The sequence below is a fragment of the Pseudomonas sp. NFACC13-1 genome, assembly GCF_900104425.1.
In the GTDB taxonomy this organism is placed as follows: domain Bacteria; phylum Pseudomonadota; class Gammaproteobacteria; order Pseudomonadales; family Pseudomonadaceae; genus Aquipseudomonas; species Aquipseudomonas fluorescens_AA.
The window spans coordinates 239,847-262,098 of the sequence record NZ_FMXV01000005.1 but is presented as its reverse complement, the minus strand read 5'-3'; the positions used below and the strand labels follow the sequence as shown (position 1 = coordinate 262,098).

The 22,252-nt window shown below is 62.7% G+C and carries 14 protein-coding genes; 11 read left to right on the top strand and 3 right to left on the bottom strand.

The genetic code is table 11. The features are described 5' to 3' along the window. The first annotated feature begins 12 nt into the window (after nucleotides 1-12). From BLQ55_RS09485 to BLQ55_RS09475, 3 genes are all read left to right on the top strand, one after another. Complete coding sequence (locus tag BLQ55_RS09485) at nucleotides 13-1,362, top strand: TolC family outer membrane protein (RefSeq protein WP_092253570.1); 1,350 nt, start codon at nucleotides 13-15, stop codon at nucleotides 1,360-1,362. 250 nt (nucleotides 1,363-1,612) lie between these two features. Then, a complete protein-coding gene (locus BLQ55_RS09480) occupies nucleotides 1,613-4,633 on the top strand; it encodes an autotransporter domain-containing protein (RefSeq protein WP_371128525.1) in 3,021 nt (1,006 codons plus the stop codon). A gap of 213 nt (nucleotides 4,634-4,846) precedes the next feature. Next, on the top strand, nucleotides 4,847-6,700 hold the full coding sequence (locus BLQ55_RS09475; RefSeq protein WP_092253566.1) for a polyurethane esterase: 1,854 nt from the start codon (nucleotides 4,847-4,849) through the stop codon (nucleotides 6,698-6,700). Between the two features lie 111 nt (nucleotides 6,701-6,811). Here the strand turns inward: BLQ55_RS09475 and BLQ55_RS09470 are convergent, their stop codons facing one another. Beyond that, nucleotides 6,812-7,036 (bottom strand): YgdI/YgdR family lipoprotein, encoded by a 225-nt coding sequence (locus BLQ55_RS09470; protein WP_060743223.1) that lies wholly within the window; start codon nucleotides 7,034-7,036, stop codon nucleotides 6,812-6,814. Between the two features lie 223 nt (nucleotides 7,037-7,259). On the opposite strand from BLQ55_RS09470, the gene BLQ55_RS09465 reads away from it, so the two are divergent. From BLQ55_RS09465 to BLQ55_RS09455, 3 genes are all read left to right on the top strand, one after another. Further along, nucleotides 7,260-9,020: a VRR-NUC domain-containing protein gene (locus BLQ55_RS09465; RefSeq protein ID WP_092253564.1), complete on the top strand. Its 1,761-nt coding sequence runs from the start codon at nucleotides 7,260-7,262 to the stop codon at nucleotides 9,018-9,020. Then, nucleotides 9,017-11,356: an ATP-dependent DNA helicase gene (locus BLQ55_RS09460; RefSeq protein WP_092253563.1), complete on the top strand. Its 2,340-nt coding sequence runs from the start codon at nucleotides 9,017-9,019 to the stop codon at nucleotides 11,354-11,356. Before BLQ55_RS09465 ends, BLQ55_RS09460 begins: the two co-directional genes overlap by 4 nt. Before the next feature lie 113 nt (nucleotides 11,357-11,469). Beyond that, on the top strand, nucleotides 11,470-13,398 hold the full coding sequence (locus BLQ55_RS09455) for a hybrid sensor histidine kinase/response regulator (protein ID WP_092253561.1): 1,929 nt from the start codon (nucleotides 11,470-11,472) through the stop codon (nucleotides 13,396-13,398). A gap of 164 nt (nucleotides 13,399-13,562) precedes the next feature. On the opposite strand, the gene BLQ55_RS09450 is transcribed toward BLQ55_RS09455, so the two are convergent. Further along, on the bottom strand, nucleotides 13,563-13,793 hold the full coding sequence (locus BLQ55_RS09450) for a hypothetical protein (RefSeq protein ID WP_060742403.1): 231 nt from the start codon (nucleotides 13,791-13,793) through the stop codon (nucleotides 13,563-13,565). A gap of 152 nt (nucleotides 13,794-13,945) precedes the next feature. On the opposite strand from BLQ55_RS09450, the gene BLQ55_RS09445 reads away from it, so the two are divergent. Continuing rightward, complete coding sequence (locus tag BLQ55_RS09445) at nucleotides 13,946-14,482, top strand: hypothetical protein (protein WP_092199857.1); 537 nt, start codon at nucleotides 13,946-13,948, stop codon at nucleotides 14,480-14,482. Nucleotides 14,483-14,494: 12 nt separating this feature from the next. Here BLQ55_RS09445 and BLQ55_RS09440 read toward each other — a convergent pair whose 3' ends face one another. Further along, nucleotides 14,495-15,832, bottom strand: coding sequence for a cation:proton antiporter (locus BLQ55_RS09440; RefSeq protein ID WP_092253559.1), 1,338 nt, complete (start codon nucleotides 15,830-15,832; stop codon nucleotides 14,495-14,497). A gap of 191 nt (nucleotides 15,833-16,023) precedes the next feature. Here BLQ55_RS09440 and BLQ55_RS09435 point away from each other — a divergent pair, with 191 nt between their 5' ends. Genes BLQ55_RS09435 through ligD form a run of 4 tightly spaced genes read left to right on the top strand, consistent with a single transcriptional unit; the run spans nucleotide 16,024 to nucleotide 22,177 of the window. Beyond that, nucleotides 16,024-17,409: an iron-containing redox enzyme family protein gene (locus BLQ55_RS09435; protein ID WP_092253558.1), complete on the top strand. Its 1,386-nt coding sequence runs from the start codon at nucleotides 16,024-16,026 to the stop codon at nucleotides 17,407-17,409. A gap of 10 nt (nucleotides 17,410-17,419) precedes the next feature. Beyond that, nucleotides 17,420-18,433 carry a methyltransferase gene (locus BLQ55_RS09430; RefSeq protein ID WP_092199849.1) on the top strand — a complete coding sequence of 338 codons (1,014 nt, stop codon included), beginning with the start codon at nucleotides 17,420-17,422 and terminating at the stop codon, nucleotides 18,431-18,433. Further along, entirely contained in the window at nucleotides 18,405-19,568 is a 1,164-nt protein-coding gene (locus tag BLQ55_RS09425) for a carboxylate-amine ligase (RefSeq protein WP_092253556.1), read from the top strand. Before BLQ55_RS09430 ends, BLQ55_RS09425 begins: the two co-directional genes overlap by 29 nt. Next, the gene (ligD, locus tag BLQ55_RS09420; RefSeq protein WP_092253554.1) at nucleotides 19,565-22,177 is read left to right on the top strand and encodes a DNA ligase D; all 2,613 of its coding nucleotides are present in this window, start codon (nucleotides 19,565-19,567) and stop codon (nucleotides 22,175-22,177) included. Before BLQ55_RS09425 ends, ligD begins: the two co-directional genes overlap by 4 nt. Nucleotides 22,178-22,252: the final 75 nt, after the last annotated feature.

Below are 22,252 nucleotides of genomic sequence, written 5' to 3'. Positions count from 1 at the left end.
ATGTCTGGCGGTATGAAGCGTTTCTATTGGATGGCCGTGCTGGCCGTTTCCGTGTGCGGCAACGCCTGGGCCATGGGGCCCTTCGAGTTCTACGAACAGGCCCTGCGCAATGACCCGGTCTACCTGGGCGCGATCAAGGAGCGCGAGGCGGGCCTGGAGAACCGCGCCATCGGCCGTGCCGGGCTGTTGCCGCACTTGGGCTACAGCTACAACAAGGGCCGCAACCAATCCAAGGTCACCTACCTCAATGACCGTGGCGCCAGCCAGCATGACGATCGCAACTACAGCAGCTACGGCTCCAGCCTGACGCTGCAACAACCCTTGCTGGACTACGAAGCGTACGCGGCCTACCGAAAGGGCGTGGCCCAGGCATTGTTCGCCGACGAAAGTTTTCGGGACAAGAGCCAGGCGCTGTTGGTGCGGGTGCTGAGTCAGTACACCCAGGCGTTGTTCGCCCAGGATCAGATCGACATTGCCCAGGCCAAGAAAAAGGCGTTCGAGCAGCAATTCCAGCAGAACCAACAGTTGTTTCGCCAGGGCGAAGGCACGCGCACCGACATCCTCGAGGCGCAGGCGCGCTATGAGCTGGCAATCGCCGAAGAAATCGAGGCGCGGGACGAGCAGGACGCCGCCTTGCGTGAACTCGGCTCGCTGATAGGCGTCCCGACCCTGGATATCGGCGACCTGGCGCCTTTGCACGACACCTTCCAGACCTTTGCCTTGCAGCCGGCCAGTTTCGACACCTGGCACGAACTGGCGGTGAGCAACAACCCCAGCCTGGCGTCCCAGCGCCAGGCGGTGGATGTGGCGCGCTTCGAGGTCGAACGCAACCGCGCCGGACACCTGCCCAAGGTCAATGCCTACGCAACAATGCGCCAGAACGAATCGGAAAGTGGCAACACCTACAACCAACGCTACGACACCAACACCATCGGCCTGGAAGTCAGCGTGCCGCTGTATGCCGGCGGCGGTGTCTCGGCGTCGACCCGCCAGGCCAGTCGCAACATGGAACAGGCCGAATACGAGTTGGAGGCCAAGACCCGCGAGACGCTGATCGAACTGCGCCGTCAGTTCAGCGCCTGCGTGTCGGGGATGAACAAACTGCGCGCCTATCAGAAAGCCCTCAGCTCCGCCGAAGCGCTGGTGGTCTCGACCCGGCAAAGCATCCTCGGCGGCGAGCGGGTCAACCTCGACGCGCTCAATGCCGAGCAACAGCTCTACACCACTCGCCGCGACCTGGCCCAGGCCCGCTACGACTACCTCATGGCCTGGACCAAGCTGCATTACTACGCCGGCACCCTCGGCCCGCAGGACCTGGCGAAGGTGGATGAGGCGTTTGTGTCCCGGGCGCCCATTCAATGACCCGTGGCGAGGGGATTTATCCCCGCTGGGCTGCGAAGCGGCCCCACCCCAAACACCGTGTTCTTCCAGACAGACCTCGGGCCCTCAGGCGACTGCTTCACAGTCGAGCGGGGATAAATCCCCTCGCTACAGAAGGGATTTACAACAATTGATAAAGCGCTACTAAGGATGGTTCGTGATGAAAATCGATAACAAAAAACACCCCAGGCCGGCAGGTCGCCTGTTCCTGCTCAAGGCCCTCAACCACGCCATGCTCTGCGCACTGGCGACCTTGGGCACGGCCCAGGCGGCGCCTTATGTCGAGAGCGGTAGGGCGGGTGACCCGGACAGCTGGCGCAGCGGCGAATTCAACGCCGAATGGGGGCTGGGTGCGATCAACGCGCAGCAGGCCTACGCCGCCGGATACACCGGCAAGGGCGTCAAGCTGGGGATCTTCGACCAGCCGGTCTACGCGGCCCACCCGGAGTTCTCCGGCACCGGCAAAGTCGTGACCTTGGTCACCAGCGGCATTCGTGAATACACCGACCCCTACATCCCGGTGAAGGCCGGCGATCCGTTCCGCTACGACGGTTCACCCACCGTCGGCTCGGACGGTAAGCTGGGGTCCCATGGCACCCATGTCGGCGGGATCGCCGCCGGCAGTCGCGACGGCAGCCCGATGCACGGCGTGGCGTTCGATGCGCAGATCATCAGCGCTGACAACGGCGACCCAGGGCCCGAAGACGGCATCATCCGCGGCAACGATGGCGCCGTGTACAAAGCCGGCTGGGACGCGTTGATCGCCAGCGGCGCACGGATCATCAACAACAGCTGGGGCATTGGTATCACCGACCGTTTCGACCAGGGTGGCCGCGATCCGGCGTTCCCGCACTTCACCGTGCGGGATGCGCAACTGCAATTCGATCAGATCAAACCGCTGTTGGGCACCAAGCCCGGCGGCGCCTACGAGGGGGCCATCGCGGCGGCGCGCAGCGGGATCGTGACGATCTTCGCTGCGGGCAACGACTACAACCTCAATAACCCCGATGCCATCGCGGGCCTGGCGTATTTCGTCCCGGACATCGCGCCGAACTGGCTCACCGTGGCGGCGCTGCAGGTCAGCCCGGACACCGCCAGCGCCAATCCATACACCATCAGTACCTTTTCCTCGCGCTGCGGCTACACCGCCAGTTTCTGCGTGTCGGCACCGGGCACCCGGGTCTACAGCGCCGTGATCGGCGGCACCCGTGCCGACGACCTGACCGTGGGCTACGCCAACAAGAGCGGCACGTCCATGGCCGCGCCCCATGTCGCTGGCAGCGTGGCGGTATTGATGGAGCGTTTCCCCTACATGACCGGCGCCCAGGTCGCGAGCGTGCTGCGTACCACCGCCACCGACATGGGCGCGCCGGGCGTCGATTCGTTGTACGGCTGGGGCATGATCAACCTCGGCAAGGCCATCGACGGTCCATCGATGCTGGTGACCGAACAGGACATCCCGGCGGAGTTTCGCATCGATGGCGCCTATGGTTCCGGTCAGTTCGTGGCGGACTTGCCGGGCATCGGCGCGATCATCGATGCTGGCAAACCCACGGAACGGGTGTGCAGTGGCATCCAATGTGGCCTGGACGTTTGGCGCAACGACATCGGCGGTCACGGCGGGCTGACCAAGGAAGGCATCGGCACCCTGGTACTCACCGGCGAAAACACCTACAGCGGGCCGACCCTGGTCAATCAAGGGCGACTGGCGATCAATGGCTCGCTGGCGTCGGCGGTTATCGTCAACGACGGCGGCATCCTCGGCGGCAACGGGCGCATCGCCAGCCTGACCGCCAGCCGCGGCGGCAGCGTGGCGCCGGGCAACTCCATCGGCACCTTGCAAGTAGCCGGCGACGTGACCTTCCAACCCGGTTCGAACTACGCGGTGGAAGTCTCGCCCACCTCCAGCGACCTGATCGTGGCGGGCGGCAAGGCGTCCATTGACGGGGCGACGGTGTCGCTGTCCTTGGAAAACAGCCCGACGCTGCTGACGGCTGGCGAAGTGAAGAGCTTGCTGGGCAGGCAGTTCAATATCTTGCAGGCCGCCGGTGGCATTGATGGGCGTTTCGCTGAAGTCTTGCCCAACTACGCGTTTCTGGGGGGTGACCTGGCGTACAGCGCCAGCGGCATTCAACTGGCGGTCGAGCGTAACGACGCGTCATTTGCCAGCCTCGGCTTGACGCCCAACCAGCGCTCCGTGGCCACTGCCGCCGAGCAATTGGGCGCTGGCAACGGGTTGTACGAGGCCTTGCTGCTGGCGCCCAGCGCCGCCGTGGCACAGCAGGCGTTCCAGCAGTTGTCTGGTGAAATCCATCCGGCCATCGGCACGCTGCTGATCAATGACAGCCGTCAATTGCGCGACGCCGTGGGTGATCGCCTGCGCCAAGGCGCGCTTTACGACGCCGGTACGCCGACCGACGCCAGCAGCAATGCCTGGTTCAAAGTGCTGGGCGCTTGGGGCAAGAACGAGGGTGGACACGATCAAGCCAGTACCACCCGCTCCATCGGTGGGTTGCTGGCCGGTGTCGATGGCCTGATCGGCGACCAGACACGCCTGGGCTTCGTCACCGGCTACAGCGACAGTTCGTTGAGCATGGGCGATGGCACCCATTCCTCGGCCAAGGCCGACAGCTATCACCTGGGTGTCTATGTGGGGCATGAGATCGACGCGCTGCGCCTGACCGCCGGCGGCGCCCACAGCTGGCATCGCATCGACGTCAAGCGTGACCTGCAATGGGGCGACGTCAGTGGCCGGGAGAAAACCAAGCGCGATGCCCGGACCACCCAGCTCTTCACCGAAGCGGCGTATCGCCTGGACGGGCAAGCGGTGGCCCTGGAACCGTTCGCCAACCTGGCCTATGTGCACCTGGACGGCGACAGCTTCCATGAGAAAGGCGACAACGCGGCCCTGCACGGTGGCGACGACCGTCGCGATGCCGTGCTCTCGACCCTGGGCGTGCGGGCCAGCCACACCCTGGCGCTGTCGGATCAACAGCAACTGCAGCTGTCCGGCTCCCTCGGCTGGCAGCACAACCTGAGCCATACCACGTCCGAACAGGATCTGGCCTTCGCCGGCAGCAGCAACACCTTCGCGGTGCAGAGCGTGTCCATGGACCGTAACGCCGCCGTGGTCGGCGCCCGTGCCGGGCTCGCGGTCGCCAAGGATGTGCGGGTCAACCTCGACTACAACGGCCTGATCGGCTCCCGGGATAAAACCCACGGCGTGGGCCTGACCCTGGATTGGCAGTTCTGACCAAGGAACTCAACACACACTTCTGTGGGTTCAAGAGCTGCGCAGGAGGCATGTAGGAGCCATGTAGGAGCTGTCGAGTGCAACGAGGCTGCGATCTTTCCCAGGACACTTGAATCTCAAGCGAAAGATCAAAAGATCGCAGCCTTCGGCAGCTCCTACGGGCCGCAGGCCACCCGGTTCTAGCATTCCAACAACAAAAAGAGAGCAACAACCATGGGTATCTACGACTACAAGAACCTCGGCACCGCCGAATCCAAGGCATTGGTCAGCGACGCAATGGCGATCATGCTGTACGCCTATCACAACCTCGACCACGGCTTTGCCGCCGGGTACCAGCACAACGGCTTCGGTGCCGGCCTGCCGGCGACCCTGGCCACCGCGCTGCTGGGGGGCACCGATTCCCAAGGGGTGATTCCCGGCGTGCCGTGGAACCCGGACTCGGAAAAACTGGCCCTGGAGGCGGTGCAGAAGGCTGGCTGGACGCCCATCAGCGCCACGCAGCTGGGCTACGCCGGCAAGGTGGATGGCCGCGGGACGTTTTTTGGTGAAAAAGCCGGTTACACCACCGCGCAGGTCGAGATCCTCGGCAAGTACGACACCGCGGGTCACCTGCAGGAAATCGGTGTGTCGTTTCGCGGCACCAGCGGCCCTCGGGAAAACCTGATTGGCGATTCCATTGGCGACGTGATCAACGACCTGATGGCCGCCCTGGGGCCCAAGGACTTTGCGAAAAACTACGCCGGCGAAGCCTTTGGCAACCTGCTGGGGGACGTCGCGAAGTTTGCCCAGGCCCATGGCCTGACGGGCGCGGACGTGCTGGTCAGCGGCCACAGCCTGGGCGGGTTGGCGGTCAACAGCCTGGCGGACTTGAGCGCCAGCCAATGGTCGGGGTTCTACGCCGATGCCAACTACATCGCCTACGCCTCGCCGACCCAGAGCAGCACCGACAAGGTCTTGAACATCGGTTACGAGAACGATCCGGTGTTCCGCGCCCTGGACGGCTCGACGTTCAACCTCGCGTCGCTGGGCGTGCACGATGGGCCACAGGAGTCCGCCACCAACAACATCGTCAGCTTCAACGACCACTACGCTTCGGCGGCATGGAACGTCTTGCCGTTTTCCATCCTCAACATCCCCACCTGGATTTCCCACCTGCCCAGCGGCTACAGCGATGGCATGGGCCGGATCATGGGCTCGGCGTTCTACGACCTCACCGAAAAAGACTCCACCGTTATCGTCGCCAACCTCTCAGACCCTGCCCGGGCCAATACCTGGGTGCAGGACCTCAACCGCAGCGCTGAAACCCATACCGGCAGCACATTCATCATCGGCAGCGACAGTAACGACCTGATCCAGGGCGGCCAGGGCAACGATTACCTGGAAGGCCGCGCCGGCAACGACACCTTTCGCGATGGCGGTGGCTACAACGTGATACTGGGCGGGCAGGGCAGCAACAGCCTGCAACTGCAGCAGTCGGTGACGGATTTCAGTTTCGCACATGACGGGGCAGGGACGCTGTACCTGCGCGATGCCCATGGCGGGATCAGCATCACCCGCGACATCGGCACGCTGGTCAGTAAGGAATCCGGATTGTTCTGGGGGCTGCTCAAGGATGAGGTGAGCCACGGCGTCACCGTCAATGGCCTGGTGGCGGGCGGCAACCTGACGGCGTATGCGTCTTCGGTCAAGGGCAGTGCGGCCAACGACACCCTGGTGGCGAGCGCGAAGGGTGACTGGCTGTTCGGCCAGGACGGCAACGACGTGCTGGTGGGCGGTGCGGGTAACGACACCTTCGTCGGCGGTGCGGGCAATGACCTGATGCAATCGGGCGGTGGCAGCGACACCTTTCTTTTCAATGGTGCGTTCGGCCAGGATCGGATCAGCGGTTACAAGGCAGGGGACAAGCTGGTGTTCCTCGGTGTACCCGGCGCCGGGGCGGGTCATGACTACAGTGAGCACCTGTCACAAGTGGGCAATGACACGCTGCTCAAGGTCGGTGACAGTTCCGTGACCCTGGTGGGGGTGAATATTGGTCAGGTTGGCGGCGAAGGGATCGTGTTCGCCTGAGTTCGCTATCGCGAGCAAGCTCCGCTCCCACAGTGGTTCACAGGATGTGTGTTCACCACCGGACCCTGTGGGAGCGAGCTTGCTCGCGATGGCTGCCTAGAGGCCTGGAAATCAGTCTTCCTTGCGAATGGTTGCCACATCATCGGCGCGGACCCGGACTTTCCTGCCGGAAATATCCTCGAACTCGTAGAAACCGTCGGCGGTGCGGGTGTTAGGGGTGTCCTTGGTCAAATACTGGGTACCGTTTTGCAAGGTTACTACCGTGGGCGACGCGCAGCCAGCCAGAGCCATAAATGCCACGGCGACCAGGGGTACGCCCAGAAACCTGATGTTCATAACCATAACCTCTCAATCAAAAGGACACGGAGCAACTGATTCGACCGCGCCATCACATTAGCCAACCGCCATTGGTCTCGCTTGCCGTAGGAAAGTTCATCGCTAGCTGAAGGATTTCACGTTAAATATAGGAGACCGTTCATCTTTTGCGGTTGCTTGAGTGGTTTACAGCTGTTATCTGTATGCATAACCAGTACCTCCGACACACTTGGCGTTTCTTCCCGTGGCAACCCGTTCTCTCGACGATCCGTATTACTACCTGAACAACTTCCAGCAGGTGCTCGCGTGGTTGAGCCAGCGTTATGCGGATGTGCTCAGCCACGAAGAGCAGCGCTTCATCGACGATTTCGCAGCGCTGCCCCGTGCTTCCCAAGGCTTGTTGGTGCGGATGGTGATGCGCAAGGGGCTGCGGTTTCGTCATAGCAAGCTGAGTTACCCGGAAATCGGCGACATTGGCGCCGCCGTCGCGCCGCTATTGGCCTTGGGATGGGTCGAGGAACAAGCCCCCATCGGGCTCCTTGAACTGTTCGACGTGCTGCTCAAGGCGGAAATCCTTCTGTGCCTGGGCCACCTGATCGAACAGCCCAAGGCGAAAAAGGCCGAATGGCTCCAGGCCCTGGATAATCACCCCAGCCCGCTCCAGCCTTTTCGTACCTGGTGTCCGCAGCTTGACGACCGCCTGTACAGCCTGACGATCATGCCTCTGTGCGACAGGCTGCGCTTGATGTTCTTTGGCAACCTCTACCAGGATTGGTCGGAATTCGTCCTGGCGGACCTGGGCATTTTCACCTACGAAACCGTTGAGTTCAGCGCCGAGTCACGGGGCTTGCGCAGTCGCGACGACGTCGATGCCTGTCTGTTCCTGCACGACTGCCAGCAACGCTTCGAAGCTGGCGAGCCCCCGGACGATATCGTCGCCCAGGTCAACGAACTGTCCCTGGATAATCCGTGGCTGGAGCGACGCCGGGGCAAGTTGTTGTTCCAGATCGGCCAGCATGGCGAGCGTATCGGCGATTTCGCCTTGGCCTTGTGTATCTATCGCGATTGCACCTACCCGGGCGCGCGGCTGCGGATGATCCGGGTATTGGAGCGAGTCGGCGAGTATGCCCTGGCCCTTGAATTGGGCGAGGCGGCGGCGCAGACACCGCAAAGCGCTGCCGAAACCCAGGCCTTGCTTCGGATCGTGCCTCGCCTGCGGCGCAAGCTGGGCGGCCCGCCGGTGCCACGGGTCATGGCCAGGGAAATGGAGCGCCTTGACCTGCATCTGCCGCGCGTCGATCCGGACTTGTCGGTGGAATACCACGTCCAGGCCCACTTGCACGATGAAACCGCACCGGTGCATTACGTCGAGAACAGCCTGATCAATTCACTGTTCGGCCTGCTGTGCTGGCCGGCGATCTTCGCGCCGTTGCCGGGCGCGTTTTTCCACCCGTTCCAGCGCGGGCCGGTCGACCTGCTCAATGAGGACTTCCATGCACGCCGCGCCGAGTTGTTCGCAGCCTGCCTGGCAGAGTTGGACGATGGCCGCTATCGGCAGACCATCGGTCGTCGTTACGTTGAGAAGTGGGGCGTGCAATCGCCTTTCGTGTTCTGGGGCGCGTTGTCCGAGCCCTTGCTGGAACAGGCCCTCGATTGCCTGCCGGCCGAGCACCTCAAGCACTGGTTCCAGCGCCTGCTGCTGGACATCAAGGCCAACCGCGCCGGCATGCCGGACCTGATCCAGTTCTGGCCGCAGCACAAGACTTACCGCATGATCGAAGTCAAAGGCCCCGGTGATCGCCTGCAAGACAACCAGCTGCGTTGGCTGGAGTTCTGTCACGAGCACCAGATGCCCGTCGCCGTTTGCTATGTGCAATGGGCAGCGTCTGTCATCGCGAGCGAGCTCGCTCCCACAGAAGACGAACCACCGCAGAATACCTGTGGAAGTGAGCAACCACCCCAGATCATCTGTGGGAGCGAGCTCGCTCGCGATGGGCGCACATGAGCCCGACACCCAGCTATAGCATCGCCGTGCGGGCGCTGTGTGAGTTCACCGCCAAGGTGGGCGACCTTGACCTGCGCTTCACTCCCTCGCCGACGGCCCTGGAAGGCATCGCCGGCCATCGCACCGTTGCTTCGCGGCGCACCGAGGGTTATCAGGCTGAAGTGGCCCTCGAAGGTCACTGGCAAACATTGACGGTCAAAGGCCGGGCCGACGGCTACGACCCGGTCCGCCAGTGCCTTGAAGAGGTGAAGACCTATCGGGGCGACTTGGGCAAGCAGCCGGCCAACCATCGCCAGCTGCATTGGGCCCAGGCGAAAATCTATGGCTGGTTGATGTGCCAAAAGTTGCAGTTGCCGCACATCGACGTGGCCCTGGTGTATTTCGACATCGTCAGCGAAAAGGAAACCTGCCTCACCCAACGCTTCGAGGCGGCTCAGCTGCAAGCCTTCTTCGAAGCACAATGCGCGCTGTTCCTGGCCTGGGCCGAGCAGGAAATGGCCCATCGGCAGGCGCGTAACCTCGGCGCGCAGGCGCTGGTCTTTCCCCATGCGGGCTTCAGGCCCGGGCAACGGCACTTGGCCGAATCGGTGTTCAAGGCAATCAGTACCGGCCGCTGCCTGATGGCCCAGGCGCCCACTGGCATCGGCAAAACCGTCGGCACCTTGTTCCCGATGCTCAAGGCGTTGGCACCGCAACAACTGGACAAGGTGTACTTTCTCACGGCGAAAACCCCGGGGCGCAAGCTGGCCCTGGATGCGGCGCGGGTGATTACCCACAGCGCGCCCTCGATGCCGTTGCGGGTGCTGGAAATGATCGCCCGGGACAAAGCCTGCGAGTACCCGGACAACGCCTGCCATGGCGAGTCCTGCCCGCTGGCCCGTGGTTTCTATGACCGCCTGCCGGGCGCCCGGGCTGCGGCAAGCCAGGTCTGCTTGCTGGATCAGGCGGCATTGCGCGACATTGCATTGGCCCATGAGGTGTGCCCGTATTACCTCAGCCAGGAAATGGCCCGTTGGGCTGACGTGGTGGTGGCCGACTACAACTATTACTTCGACTTCAGCGCCTTGCTCTTTGGCCTGGCCCAGGCCAATGGCTGGACGGTCGCGACCCTGGTGGACGAGGCTCATAACCTGGTGGAGCGCGGACGGCAGATGTACAGCGCGGCCCTTGACCAAGCCACGTTGAGCAGCGTGCGCAAAACCGCCCCCGAACCGCTGAAAAAATCCCTGGAGCGGGTCAATCGCCAGTGGAACGCCTTGCATACGCCCCAGGTGGCGGCCTATCAGGCCTATGAAAAACTGCCGGAAAAGCTGCTCCAGGCCTTGGCCACCTGCACCACCGCCATCGGCGATTACCTCAACGATCACCCCCAGGGCCTGGACAGCGGCTTGCAGGCGTTCTACTTCGACGCCTTGCAGTTCGGCCGGGTGGCGGAAGCCTTCGACGAGCACTTTCTGTTCGACATCCACAAGCGCGAACTCGGTCGCCAGCGCAGCCTGTCGACGCTGTGCCTGCGCAACGTGGTGCCGGCCGCGTTCCTGCGGCCCAGGCTGACGGCGGCCCGCAGCACCGTGCTGTTTTCGGCGACCCTGAGCCCTCGACATTACTACGCGGACTTGCTGGGAACGCCGGGCGACACGGTGTGGATCGATGTCGAATCGCCGTTCAAGGCCGAGCAGTTGGACGTACAGGTGGTCAGCCGCATCTCCACACGCTTTGTCCATCGCCAGGCGTCCCTGGAACCGATTGTCACGTTGATGGCCCGCCAGTTCAGCGAGCGCCCGGGCAACTACCTGGCCTTTTTCAGCAGTTTCGATTACTTGCAGCAAGTGGCCGGGCTGTTTGCCGAGCGGCACCCGCAGATCGCCCTCTGGACGCAATCGCGGGGCATGGGCGAAGCGCCCCGGCAGGCGTTTCTCGAACGATTCATGGAACACAGCCAAGGCATTGGCTTTGCGGTGCTGGGGGGCGCGTTCGGCGAGGGCATCGACTTGCCGGGTTCACGCCTGATCGGTGCGTTCATCGCCACCTTGGGGCTGGCGCAGTTCAACCCGGTCAATGAGCAGATGAAGCAACGCATGGCGGCGATCTTCGGCGATGGCTATGACTACACTTACCTGTATCCCGGCTTGCAGAAAGTCGTACAGGCGGCAGGCCGCGTGATCCGCACCCAACAGGATCGCGGGGTGGTGATACTGATCGATGATCGGTTCGGCGAGACCAGGGTGCAGCACCTATTGCCGCGCTGGTGGTCAGTTACCCAAGAGGCCCAATCCCCTTGTGGGAGCGAGCTTGCTCGCGATGGCAGACTGTCAGCCAGCATTGATGCAAACTGACCCACCGCTATCGCGAGCAAGCTCGCTCCCACAGGATGGAAGGCTTGAGGATTTTTCCTGACACCCGACTTGCTCCATAATCTGCAAAAAATCCACACGGATGCCCCGGCCAGATGCTCGAGAATGCCCCCAAGACCCCGCTCATGAACGAAGAACAGCGCTTCCGCCTGCTCATCGACGCGGTGGTCGACTACGCCATCTACATGACCGACCCTTCGGGCATCATCACCAGTTGGAACTCCGGGGCCAGGCGTTTCAAAGGTTACGAGGAGTCCGAGATCCTCGGCCAGCATTTCTCCCGTTTCTATACCGATCAGGACCGCGCCGCCGGCCTGCCGCAACGGGCGCTGGACACGGCCCTGCATGAGGGGCGTTTCGAAGGCGAGGGCTGGCGGGTGCGCAAGGACGGCACGCTGTTCTGGTCCCATGTGGTGATCGATCCGATCATCGACAGCCAGAGTGGTACCTTGCTCGGCTTCGCCAAGATCACCCGCGACCTGACCGACCGCAAGATGGCCGAGGAAACCCTCAAGCAAAGCGAGCAGCAGTTTCGCCTGCTGGTGCAAAGCGTCACCGACTACGCCATCTACATGCTCGACCCGCAAGGTCAGGTCACCAACTGGAACCTGGGGGCGCAGCGGATCAAGGGCTACCTTCCGGTGGAAGCCATCGGCCGGCATTTCTCGATGTTCTACACCCCCGAAGATCGTGATGCCGGCGAGCCGCAGCGCGCGTTGAGCATCGCCGCCAGCGAAGGGCGTTTCGAGAAAAAGGGCTGGCGCATGCGCAAGGATGGCACGCGCTTCATGGCCCACGTGGTCATCGATGCGATTCGCAGCGATACCGGTGCGCTGCTGGGGTTTGCCAAGATCACCCGCGACATTACCGATGCCACCCAGGCCCAGCAGGCCCTTGAACAGGCTCGCGAGGCGTTGTTTCAATCCCAGAAACTGCAAGCCATCGGTCAGCTCACCGGCGGTATTGCCCATGATTTCAATAACCTGTTGACGGTCATCCTTGGCAACCTGGAGATCGTGCGCAAGCGCATGGCCAACGAACCGAAACTCACTCAATTGCTGGACAATGCGACCCAGGGCGCGCTGCGCGGGGTTTCGCTGACCCAGCGCATGCTGGCGTTTGCCCGTCGGCAGAAATTGACCTACGAATCGGTCGAGCTGTCGGCCTTGGTGCAGGGCATCAGCGGCCTGCTGCAAAGCTCCCTGGGTCCGTCGATACACATCCAGACCCGTTTCGCCGAGGCGCTGCCGCCGGTGCTGGCCGATGTCAATCAACTGGAACTGGCGATTCTCAACCTGGCGACCAATGCCCGGGACGCCATGCCCCATGGCGGCCAGATCCTCATTGCAGCCGAGGAACGGCGAGGGGCTGATGCCGGGCCGGACAAGCCAATGGCCCCCGGGCACTACATCTGCCTGGCGATGACCGATGAAGGCGAGGGCATGGACGACGCCACGCTGGCCTCGGCCGTGGACCCGTTCTTCACCACCAAGGGCGTCGGCAAGGGCACGGGCCTGGGGCTGTCCATGGTGCATGGCCTGGCGGAACAGCTCGGTGGCCGCCTGATACTCAAAAGCCAGAAAGGCCTGGGGACCACCGCCGAACTGTGGTTGCCGGTGGCCGGCGATACGGCCCCTGGCAAAGCGGAGATCGAAGAGGCGGCGCCGCCGGTCCACGAGTTGAAAGTGCTGGTGGTCGACGATGACAGCCTGGTGTTGACCAGTACTCGCTTGTTGATCGAAGACCTGGGGCATCGAGTCCTTTGCGCCCCATCGGGGGTTCAGGCGCTGGAGCTGTACGAGCGCAACCCGGACATCGACCTGGTGATCACCGACATGGCCATGCCGCAGATGGACGGTGCGCAGTTGGCAAAACTGTTGCGCGACCGCCAACCGACCTTGCCCATCATCCTGGCCACCGGCTATGCCGAACGCCTGGAGGGTTTCGCCACGCAACTGCCTCGGTTGATCAAGCCATTCAAGCAAATCGACCTGATGCAGGTCATTGGGCAGACGATGAAGTAAACAGGAATGCAAGGCCCGGCTCCTGTGGCAACGGAGCTGCGTAGGAGCTATGTAGGAGCTGTCGAGTGCAACGAGGCTGCGATCTTTCCCCAGACACTTGAGTCCCAAGCGAAAGATCAAAAGATCGCAGCCTTCGGCAGCTCCTACAGCACAAGAGCAGGCGTTTATTCAGTGTTCTTCTTGAACCCACGCAAATTCATCGCACACAAGCAAAACTGCAACACGATCAATGCATACGCATGGGTATGCAGCCCCCAGACCACCCACAGAATATTGCTCGCGATAAAACAACTGAATCCGGCCACCCTGCGGCGGGGTTGGCGTGAGCCGATCAACCAGGCGGCCAGCACCGTGACGAGCATCGCCGGCCATTGCACCCATCCAAGATAATCCACACAACCGTCCTCTTGTTCTTACACAGTAGAGACCTTGGCGGTCGGGTAGCGTTTCCTCGGACTTCGCTGCACCTGTGGTCCATTGACTTGAACTTGCCGCGCGCCGGGTTCTTCTAATGAGTCCGAATCCTCACCGAGGCACCGCCTGCGCAATGCCCAGAATACTCACCGGGCCCACCCCGGAAGAAGAACTGACGGAACACAACGCCAAACTGTTCGGCTCGCCCAAGGAGCGACTGGACTTCTATCGCCGGGAGATCCAATACGAAACCAGCATCCTGGCCAATCGAACCGATGCTTACCTGGCCGCCCAGTCCTTCCTGGTGATCGCCTTTGCCTCCTGCATGGCCAACCTGAACCCGGAGTGGGGCAAGTTATTCACGCTGATCGTGCCGCCATTCCTGGCCTTGCTGGGTTTCCTCAGCTCGCTCAATGCCTGGCCGGGCATCAAGGCGGCCTACGAGATCATCGATCACTGGCATTTCAAGCAGAGCGAACTGTTGCGCGCCGAACCCTTGATGGGCCTGGCCTATGACGAATCGCCGCTGTTCAGCGAGCGGGAGTCGACCCACAAGGGCTACCGCAAGTCGTTGCTGTTTTCGTTGCGTACCCCTTGGATCTTCGCCACCTTCTGGGTATTGCTGGGGGCGTACTCGGTCTATATCCAGCTGAGCAACCCAGGCGGTTGAGGCACACTCGCCTCAACTCGACCGCTTACGGCGCTCATACCATGCCAACGTGGGCTGGGTGGTGACGCCATGCACCAGAATGCTCAGGGCCACCACCGACAACGTGAGGTCGATGCACAGTTGCGCCACCGCTGGCGGCAGATCGTGGTTCAAGGCGAAGAACAGATAAAACAGGCTGCCGATCCCGCGAATGCCAAACCAGCCGATCAGCAGCCGTTGCGGTCCGTCGAGCGATCGTCGCCAGGGCACCACCAGCACACTCAATGGGCGAATCACGAAAAACAGCAGGGCACCGATCGCCACGGCTCGCCAGTCCCAATGGCTGGCCAGCACGACCCCCAGCAGGGTCACCAGGAACACTTCCATCGACCGCTCCACCAAGCTACCGAACGCCAGCATGTCGCTCATCATCACCCCAGCGGCCAATTGTCCATCGTCCAGCGTCTCGGTATCGCCCACGACGGCCTGTTGGGGATCGACGGTTTCGTGGCCCACCACCGGTTGCACCAGGTGTTCCGCCGGTGGCGCCCCTTCATCGGTGGATTGGACCTCGGCCTGACGCAACCCCAGGCCGGCGGCGAACACCGAGAGAAAGCCATAGCCCTGGATCCACTCGGCCACGACGTAGGCCAGGGCAATCAGCGCCAGGGCCAGGTAATCATTGGGCGACAAAGTGCTGTCGGCATTCCTGATGCGCATCGACAAGGTCAGCTTGCCGATGCCGCGGCCCATCCAGTAACCGACCAGCAACCCGGCCGGCACGGCCCACAGGACGTTGCGCAGCAGCCACTCACCGAGAAAATCGCTGCCGTCCTCACGCAGCATCAACAGGCCGAGGATCACGAAGGGAAACGCCGTACCGTCGTTCAGTCCCGCTTCGCCCGACAGGCCGAACCGCACCCGGTCGTCATCCCGGGCATCGTTGACCTGCACCAGCGCCGCCAGTACCGGGTCGGTGGGCGCCAGCAGCGCGCCGATCAGCATCGACACGCCCCAACCCAGGCCCAACAGCGAGTGCAACGCCAGGCACAGGCCGGCGATGCACAGGATCATCACCGGTCCAGCCAGCCCATAGGCCACGCGCCAGGTACGGTCCTTGAGCGGCAGGCGCAACTTGAGACCGCTGACGAACAGCGAAAACACCACGGCGACTTCCGTGAGGTGTTCCATCCAGACCGACGAGTCGCTGACGTCGAGCTTCAGCACGTCCAGCCCCAGCGGCCCGATGGCGACACCCAGCACCAGGCACATCGCCGAGGTGGTGACCGGCATCCAGCGCAGATAAGAGGAGGTCAGGGCCAGGGTCAGCAATACCGCACCGAGCACCGCTACCCATACTGTGAACGTCATCGTTGCTCCTTGGATAGCGCCTGGAGGGTCTCAGTATTCGAGGCCCGGAGCGAAGCGAGGGTTCCCACCAAAGCAGCAGGTCCCGTTTATCCGCCTGCCATTCAATCCAACGGAATTTTTCGCCGTTCCCCGCGCTCTGCAACAGAAGAGACGTTCTGACTCAGCGTCCGCCAAGAACCCGAGAGGCCCTTATGACTGCGCTGACACCCCTCCAATCCCAGCCGGCCACCGTGCACCCCGTCATCCATAACGGACAGGTGCGCCAATGCTATGAACGGCTGTTCCAGGGCCCCGACGATGCCGACAAGCAAGCCGTCGCCCAAGCGTTCCTCCAGCAATGCATCGCCAAAGCCGAGGCGCTCCCCCAGGCGATGCCCTCTGATCCCATGGCGCTGCAGGCCTGGGTCGAACAACACAGCGCCGGCGTGGCCCGGCAATACGCTGATTACCTGGAGCGGCGCCAGAACGGCGGCCCACGGGAGTTCTTCAGCGGCAAGGCCCATGCCCTGTACTTCCTCCAAGCCGTGGCCCCGACCAAACGGGTGGACGGCGCCTGGCTGTATGGCGTGGTCAAGCACTGGCACGACCACCGTTTCGAAGGGTTGCTGTGCACCTATCTGGAAGAACTGGGGGACGGTCATCCCGCGCAAAATCATGTGGTGCTCTATCGCAAGTTGCTCGCCGAATACGACCTGTCGGACGCCCCGGACATCGACGACGATCTGTATCTGCAAGGCGCCGTGCAATTGGCCCTTGGCTATGCCGGCGACGAGTACCTGCCGGAGGTCATCGGCTACAACCTGGGCTACGAGCAATTGCCCCTGCATCTGTTGATCAGCGCCTATGAGCTGAGCGAACTGGACATCGATCCGTACTATTTCACCCTCCACGTCACCATCGACAACGCCAGCACCGGCCACGCCCACAAAGCCGTGCAAGCGCTGCTGCAACTGATGCCGATGGAAGCGGACCGTGGGGCTTTCTGGCAGCGGGTCACGCTGGGCTATCGCCTCAATGACCTGGGGCAGGGCAGCCAGGCCATCATCGGCTCGTTCGACCTGGATCGCGAAGTGCTGGACATGCTCGAACGCAAACGCCCGTTCGGTCAGCACATGCATTCCGATTACTGCAAATTCGAAGGCAAGACCGTCAACCAGTGGCTCTCGGCACCGGGCCAGCTGGAAGGGTTCCTGACGGCCATGCAGAACAAAGGTTGGATCAAGCGCCATGAAGACCCGCAAAACAGTCGTTTCTGGACGCTGATCGACGGGGCAGGCGCGGCCATGTTCGGGGTCTTCAGCCCCTACGAAAAACAGCTGCTGCATGACTGGATTGCCGGTGACTGGCTGGACGAGGGCGTGAAGTCCGGCGCCCGGCGTGCTCCGGTTGCGGCTTGCGCCCCCGCGACGCCGATGGACGATCCCGATGTGCAAAACCTGCAACAGGCGCTGCAAGGCCGCACGCCGGACGAGCAGATGCAAGTCCTGATGCCCTGGCTCGGTGCCCGCTGCCATAGCCATCCGGCTGGGCTGCTGGCGACTCGCCAGTTCATCGAACTCAAATCCGCACTTCGCTAGGGAGCCCTGCATGAATGAGGAACAACGCCTGTCCGAGCCGGACCTTGCGCTGCTGCAACTGGGCCGACGCCTGCAAGCCGACGGCTATCGTTTCATCACCCCGACCCCGTTGACCCATGAACGGGTCAACCAGCGTCCCGGCAATGAGCGCGCCAAGACCTTGCGGGACGTGTTCGGCTGGTCGCGGCCGTTTGCACCGGGACTGATCAGCACCGACGAACAGCGGCAACTGCAAGACGCCCAGGTGCTGGAAGCACACGACGGTTTGTTGCGTAGCCGGGTGCGCTGGTCGAGCCTGGATGGCTTGCTGTTTGCCCATTCGCAGTTTCCCACGCAAGCCAGCGATGCGGTGTTCTTCGGCCCTGACAGCTATCGTTTCGCCCAACTGATCCATACTCACCTGCAACAGAACTTCACGGCTGTGCAGCGCGCCGTGGACATCGGTTGCGGCGCGGGTGTCGGGGCCATCGTGATTGCCCGCGCCCGTCGTGAAGCGCAAGTGCTGGCCGTGGACATCAATCCCCAGGCCCTGCGCCTGAGCGCTGTGAACGCCGCGCTGGCAGAGGTGGCCAACGTCGAGGTCGCCCACAGTGACGTGTTGCAGGACGTGCCAGGGCAGTTCGACCTGATCGTCGCCAACCCGCCGTACATGGCCGATCCCTCCGAGCGCGCCTATCGCCATGGCGGCGGCACACTGGGCGCCGGGCTGTCGCTGCGCATCGTCGAGCAGGCCTTGCCCCGGCTCACACCTGGCGGCTCGCTGGTGCTCTACACCGGCGTGGCCATGGTGGATGGGCGCGATCCGTTCCTCGAAGCGCTGGGGCAATGGCGTGACTCGGCGGATTTCGGCTGGACCTACAAGGAATTGGACCCGGACGTGTTCGGTGAAGAACTGCTCACGCCGGGCTATCAGGACGTGGAAAGGATCGCCGTGGTGGCGTTGGTTGTAACCCGCATTGGCGCAGGTCTGGGCGGGCCTATCGGAGGGACTATCGATGAACAGGCGCATGAAATTCGGCGTTGAAGAGGAGTATTTCATCACTGACCTGAACACCCGGTGCATGCCGGGTGAACCCCCTGCGGAGGCGATCGCCGCATGCCAGGCTGAACTGGGCAAGCATTTCGCCCATGAGATGTTCCAATGCCAAGTGGAAATGGCTTCGCCCATCTTTCGCAGCCTGCCCGAGGCTGCCGATTACCTGAACCAAGTGCGTACGGGCCTGAACCAGCGCCTGGCACCTTATGGACTGGGCCTGCTCAGTGCCGGCTCACACCCGATGGCCACCCAGGTGCTGCAACCCACCGACGAGCTGCACTTCCAGCAACTGTTCGATGATTACCAGCGGGTGGCGCGGCGCAGCGTGCTGTCGGGCCTGCATGTACACGTGGAAGTCCCGGCCACGCAGGATCGGGTGCGGATCATGAATGAGGTCCTGCCGTGGTTGCCGATGTTCCTGGCCCTGAGCGCGTCATCGCCATTCTGGAACGGTGGCTACAGCGGCTTCAGCAGCTATCGACAAGTGGCCTGCGATGAATGGCCGCGCATGGGGGTGCCGGAGTATTTCGAAGATGAGTCGGCGTTCGGCGGTTATGTCGACATGCTCATGCGCACCGGGTCCATTCGCCAGGCCAGCGATTGCTGGTGGGTGATACGGCCTTCCTCGCGTTATCCCACGTTGGAGCTGCGCATTTGCGATGCCTGCCCGCGAGCGGACGACGTCCTTTGCCTGGTCTCGCTGTTTCGCCTGATGGTGGCCCATGCCGTGACGCAGCGCCGGCCCGGCGCCCACTACAGCCAGATGTCCCAGTGGATCCTCAAGGAAAACCGCTGGCGGGCCAAGCGCCACGGGATTCTCGCGGAGTTTATCGTCGAGGGACAGGAACAGCCGATGCTGATCGGTGAGTGGCTGACCCTGGCAGAGCAGACTTTCGGTGAAACCGCGGCCAACCTGGGCGTCCAGGACGTGTTCAAGCAGGCCCGCCGGATCGTCCAGGAAGGCACCAGCGCCGATCGGCAAATCGTGCTCTACGAACAAGGCCTGCTGCTGGGCGATTCGGTTGAACAGGCCTTGAGCCGGGTGGTCGATCAGCTGCTCGCGGAAACCGCGGGGATGCCGGTAGCCGACCCAGCCTTGCAACAGGTGGCAGGTGGTCCATGAGCAGCAAGACCCTGGATGACTACAACCGCATGCGAGATTTCGCCGCCACCCCGGAGCCGGCGGCGAAACGCTCGCGCAAGTCGGCAAAAACCGCCCACGCCTTGCAGTTCTGCATTCAAAAGCACGATGCCTCGCGGCTGCATTACGACTTCCGGCTGGAGCTGGACGGTGCGCTCAAGAGCTGGGCGGTGCCCAAGGGCCCCTCCCTGGACCCCAAAGCCAAACGCCTGGCCGTGCATGTCGAAGATCATCCACTGGATTACGCCACGTTCGAGGGCAACATTCCTGAAGGCCACTACGGCGCCGGTGACGTGATCGTCTGGGACCGGGGCGTCTGGATTCCCCAGGGGGATCCCCATGAGGCCTACGAAAAAGGCCGGCTCAAGTTCGAGCTGCAAGGGGAAAAGCTCAGCGGCCTGTGGAACCTGGTACGCACCCATATGCCCGGCAAGCAGGAGCAGTGGTTCCTGATCAAGCATCAGGACCAGGCCGCCCGCCCCGAAAGCGAATACGACGTGGTCCAGGCCGAGCCGGACAGCGTGCTCAGCGATCGCACCCTCGTGCCCAAGCGTCGAGGCAAGGCTGCCGCCAAAGCGGTGAAGCAACCGGAAAAAGCCGCGCAGCCGAAATCGCCGAAACGCGCCTCGAAAGGCACCCTCAGCGGTGCGGTCGCCGGGCCGCTGCCAGAAACCCTCAAGCCGGAACTGGCGACGCTGGTGGAAAGTGCGCCCGATGGCGAATGGCTCTATGAGATCAAGTTCGACGGTTACCGAGTCATGACGCGAATCGAAAACGGCGACGTCAGGCTACTCACCCGCAACGGCCATGACTGGACCCACAAATTGCCAAGGCAGGCCGAGGCCTTGGCCACGCTGGGGTTGGAATCGGCCTGGCTCGACGGCGAGATGGTGGTCGCCAACGAGCAGGGGGTGCCGGACTTCCAGGCTTTGCAAAACGCCTTCGAGGCCGGCAGCAGCGGCAAGATCGCCTATTACCTGTTCGACGTGCCTTATCTCAATGGCATGGATTTGCGCAACGTGCCGGTGCAAGAGCGCCGGGCCGCCTTGGCCGCCGTGCTGGAACCGAACGAAAGCCCCTTGCTGCGCTTTTCCGATGCCTTCGAAGAAACCCCAGACGCGCTGCTCAACAGCGCCTGCCAGATGCAGATGGAAGGACTGATCGGCAAGCGCGTCGGCAGCACCTATGTGTCCAGGCGCAGCAACGACTGGATCAAGCTCAAATGCAAGAATCGCCAGGAGTTCGTGGTGGTGGGCTTCAGCGATCCGAAAGGCGCCCGCAGTGCCTTCGGTGCCTTGCTGCTGGGGCTGCATGATGCCGACAGCGGCCAGTTGCGCTACGCCGGTAAGGTCGGCACCGGGTTCAACGAAACCACCCTTAAGAGTATCTACCAGCAATTGCTGCCCCTGGAGACGAAAAAGGCCGCCGTGGTGAACCCGCCCACCGGCTACGAAGCCAAGGGCGTGCACTGGCTGGAACCGACGCTGCTGGCCGAAGTGGCCTTTGCCGAAATGACCAAGGAAGGCTCGGTGCGCCATGCGGTCTTCCATGGCTTGCGTAACGACAAGCCGGCCAAGGACATCACTCAGGAGCTTGCCAAACCCGTGAAAAAAACCACTGCGGCGAAAAAAACCAGCACCCAGGACGAACCTGACGCGAAACCGCACAAGGCAAAGACCAGGACAAAAGCCAAGGCCCCGGCCATGGACGGCAAGGTCCGCATCACTCACCCGGAGCGGGTCATCGACGCCAGCAGTGGCACCACCAAGCTGCAGTTGGCCGAGTATTATGCCAGCGTTGCCGAATTCATCCTGCCGGAACTGGAAGACCGCCCGGTCGCCTTGGTCCGGGCGCCGGATGGCATCGCCGGTGAGCTGTTTTTCCAGAAAAACCCCGAGCGCCTGGCGATTCCCGGTATCACCAGCCTGGACAAGGAACTGACCGGACAGCCAGTGATGATCATCAACAACGCCGAGGCGCTGATCGGCGCGGTGCAGATGAGCACGGTGGAACTGCACACCTGGAATGCCACGTCTGTCGACCTGGACAAGCCCGACCGCTTCGTCCTCGACCTCGACCCGGACCCGGCGCTGCCCTGGAAAAGCATGGTCGAGGCGACGCAGCTCACCTTGTCGGTGCTCGATGAACTAGGCCTCAAGGCGTTCCTGAAGACCAGCGGCGGCAAGGGCATTCATGTGGTGGTGCCGTTGACGCGCAAGTTGGGCTGGGACGAGGTCAAGGGCTTCAGTCATGCGATTGTCAGTCACATGGCCAAGCTGCTGCCGGACCGTTTTTCGGCGGTGTCCGGGCCGAAGAACCGGGTAGGGCGGATCTTCATCGATTACCTGCGCAATGGGTTGGGCTCCACGACCATCTGTGCCTACGCCGCCCGGACCCGGGAGGGGTTGCCGGTGTCGGTGCCGATATTTCGTGAGGAGGTGGCTGAGCTCAAGGGAGCGAACCTGTGGAATGTGCACAATGTTCATGAGCGTCTGGCGGAGGTGGGGCATGAGCCTTGGGCTGGGCTGAAGAAGACTCGGCAGAGTATTACGGCTGAGATGCGCAGGCGTATCGGCATGAAGAAAGCTTAAGGTGTAGCGGCTATACGCCGCAGTCCTTCGTGGGAGCGAGCTTGCTCGCGAAGAAGCCAGCAAGCTCACTATCCA

Excerpts from the sequence above, each read along its gene's own strand:
- BLQ55_RS09455 (WP_092253561.1), top strand. The coding sequence starts at position 11,470 with ATGCTCGAGAATGCCCCCAAGACCCCGCTCATGAACGAAGAACAGCGC.
- BLQ55_RS09480 (WP_371128525.1), top strand. The coding sequence starts at position 1,613 with ATGCTCTGCGCACTGGCGACCTTGGGCACGGCCCAGGCGGCGCCTTAT.
- BLQ55_RS09470 (WP_060743223.1), bottom strand. The coding sequence starts at position 7,036 with ATGAACATCAGGTTTCTGGGCGTACCCCTGGTCGCCGTGGCATTTATG.
- ligD (WP_092253554.1), top strand. The coding sequence starts at position 19,565 with ATGAGCAGCAAGACCCTGGATGACTACAACCGCATGCGAGATTTCGCC.
- BLQ55_RS09435 (WP_092253558.1), top strand. The coding sequence starts at position 16,024 with ATGACTGCGCTGACACCCCTCCAATCCCAGCCGGCCACCGTGCACCCC.
- BLQ55_RS09485 (WP_092253570.1), top strand. The coding sequence starts at position 13 with ATGAAGCGTTTCTATTGGATGGCCGTGCTGGCCGTTTCCGTGTGCGGC.
- BLQ55_RS09475 (WP_092253566.1), top strand. The coding sequence starts at position 4,847 with ATGGGTATCTACGACTACAAGAACCTCGGCACCGCCGAATCCAAGGCA.
- BLQ55_RS09460 (WP_092253563.1), top strand. The coding sequence starts at position 9,017 with ATGAGCCCGACACCCAGCTATAGCATCGCCGTGCGGGCGCTGTGTGAG.
- BLQ55_RS09425 (WP_092253556.1), top strand. The coding sequence starts at position 18,405 with ATGAACAGGCGCATGAAATTCGGCGTTGAAGAGGAGTATTTCATCACT.
- BLQ55_RS09445 (WP_092199857.1), top strand. The coding sequence starts at position 13,946 with ATGCCCAGAATACTCACCGGGCCCACCCCGGAAGAAGAACTGACGGAA.
- BLQ55_RS09430 (WP_092199849.1), top strand. The coding sequence starts at position 17,420 with ATGAATGAGGAACAACGCCTGTCCGAGCCGGACCTTGCGCTGCTGCAA.
- BLQ55_RS09440 (WP_092253559.1), bottom strand. The coding sequence starts at position 15,832 with ATGACGTTCACAGTATGGGTAGCGGTGCTCGGTGCGGTATTGCTGACC.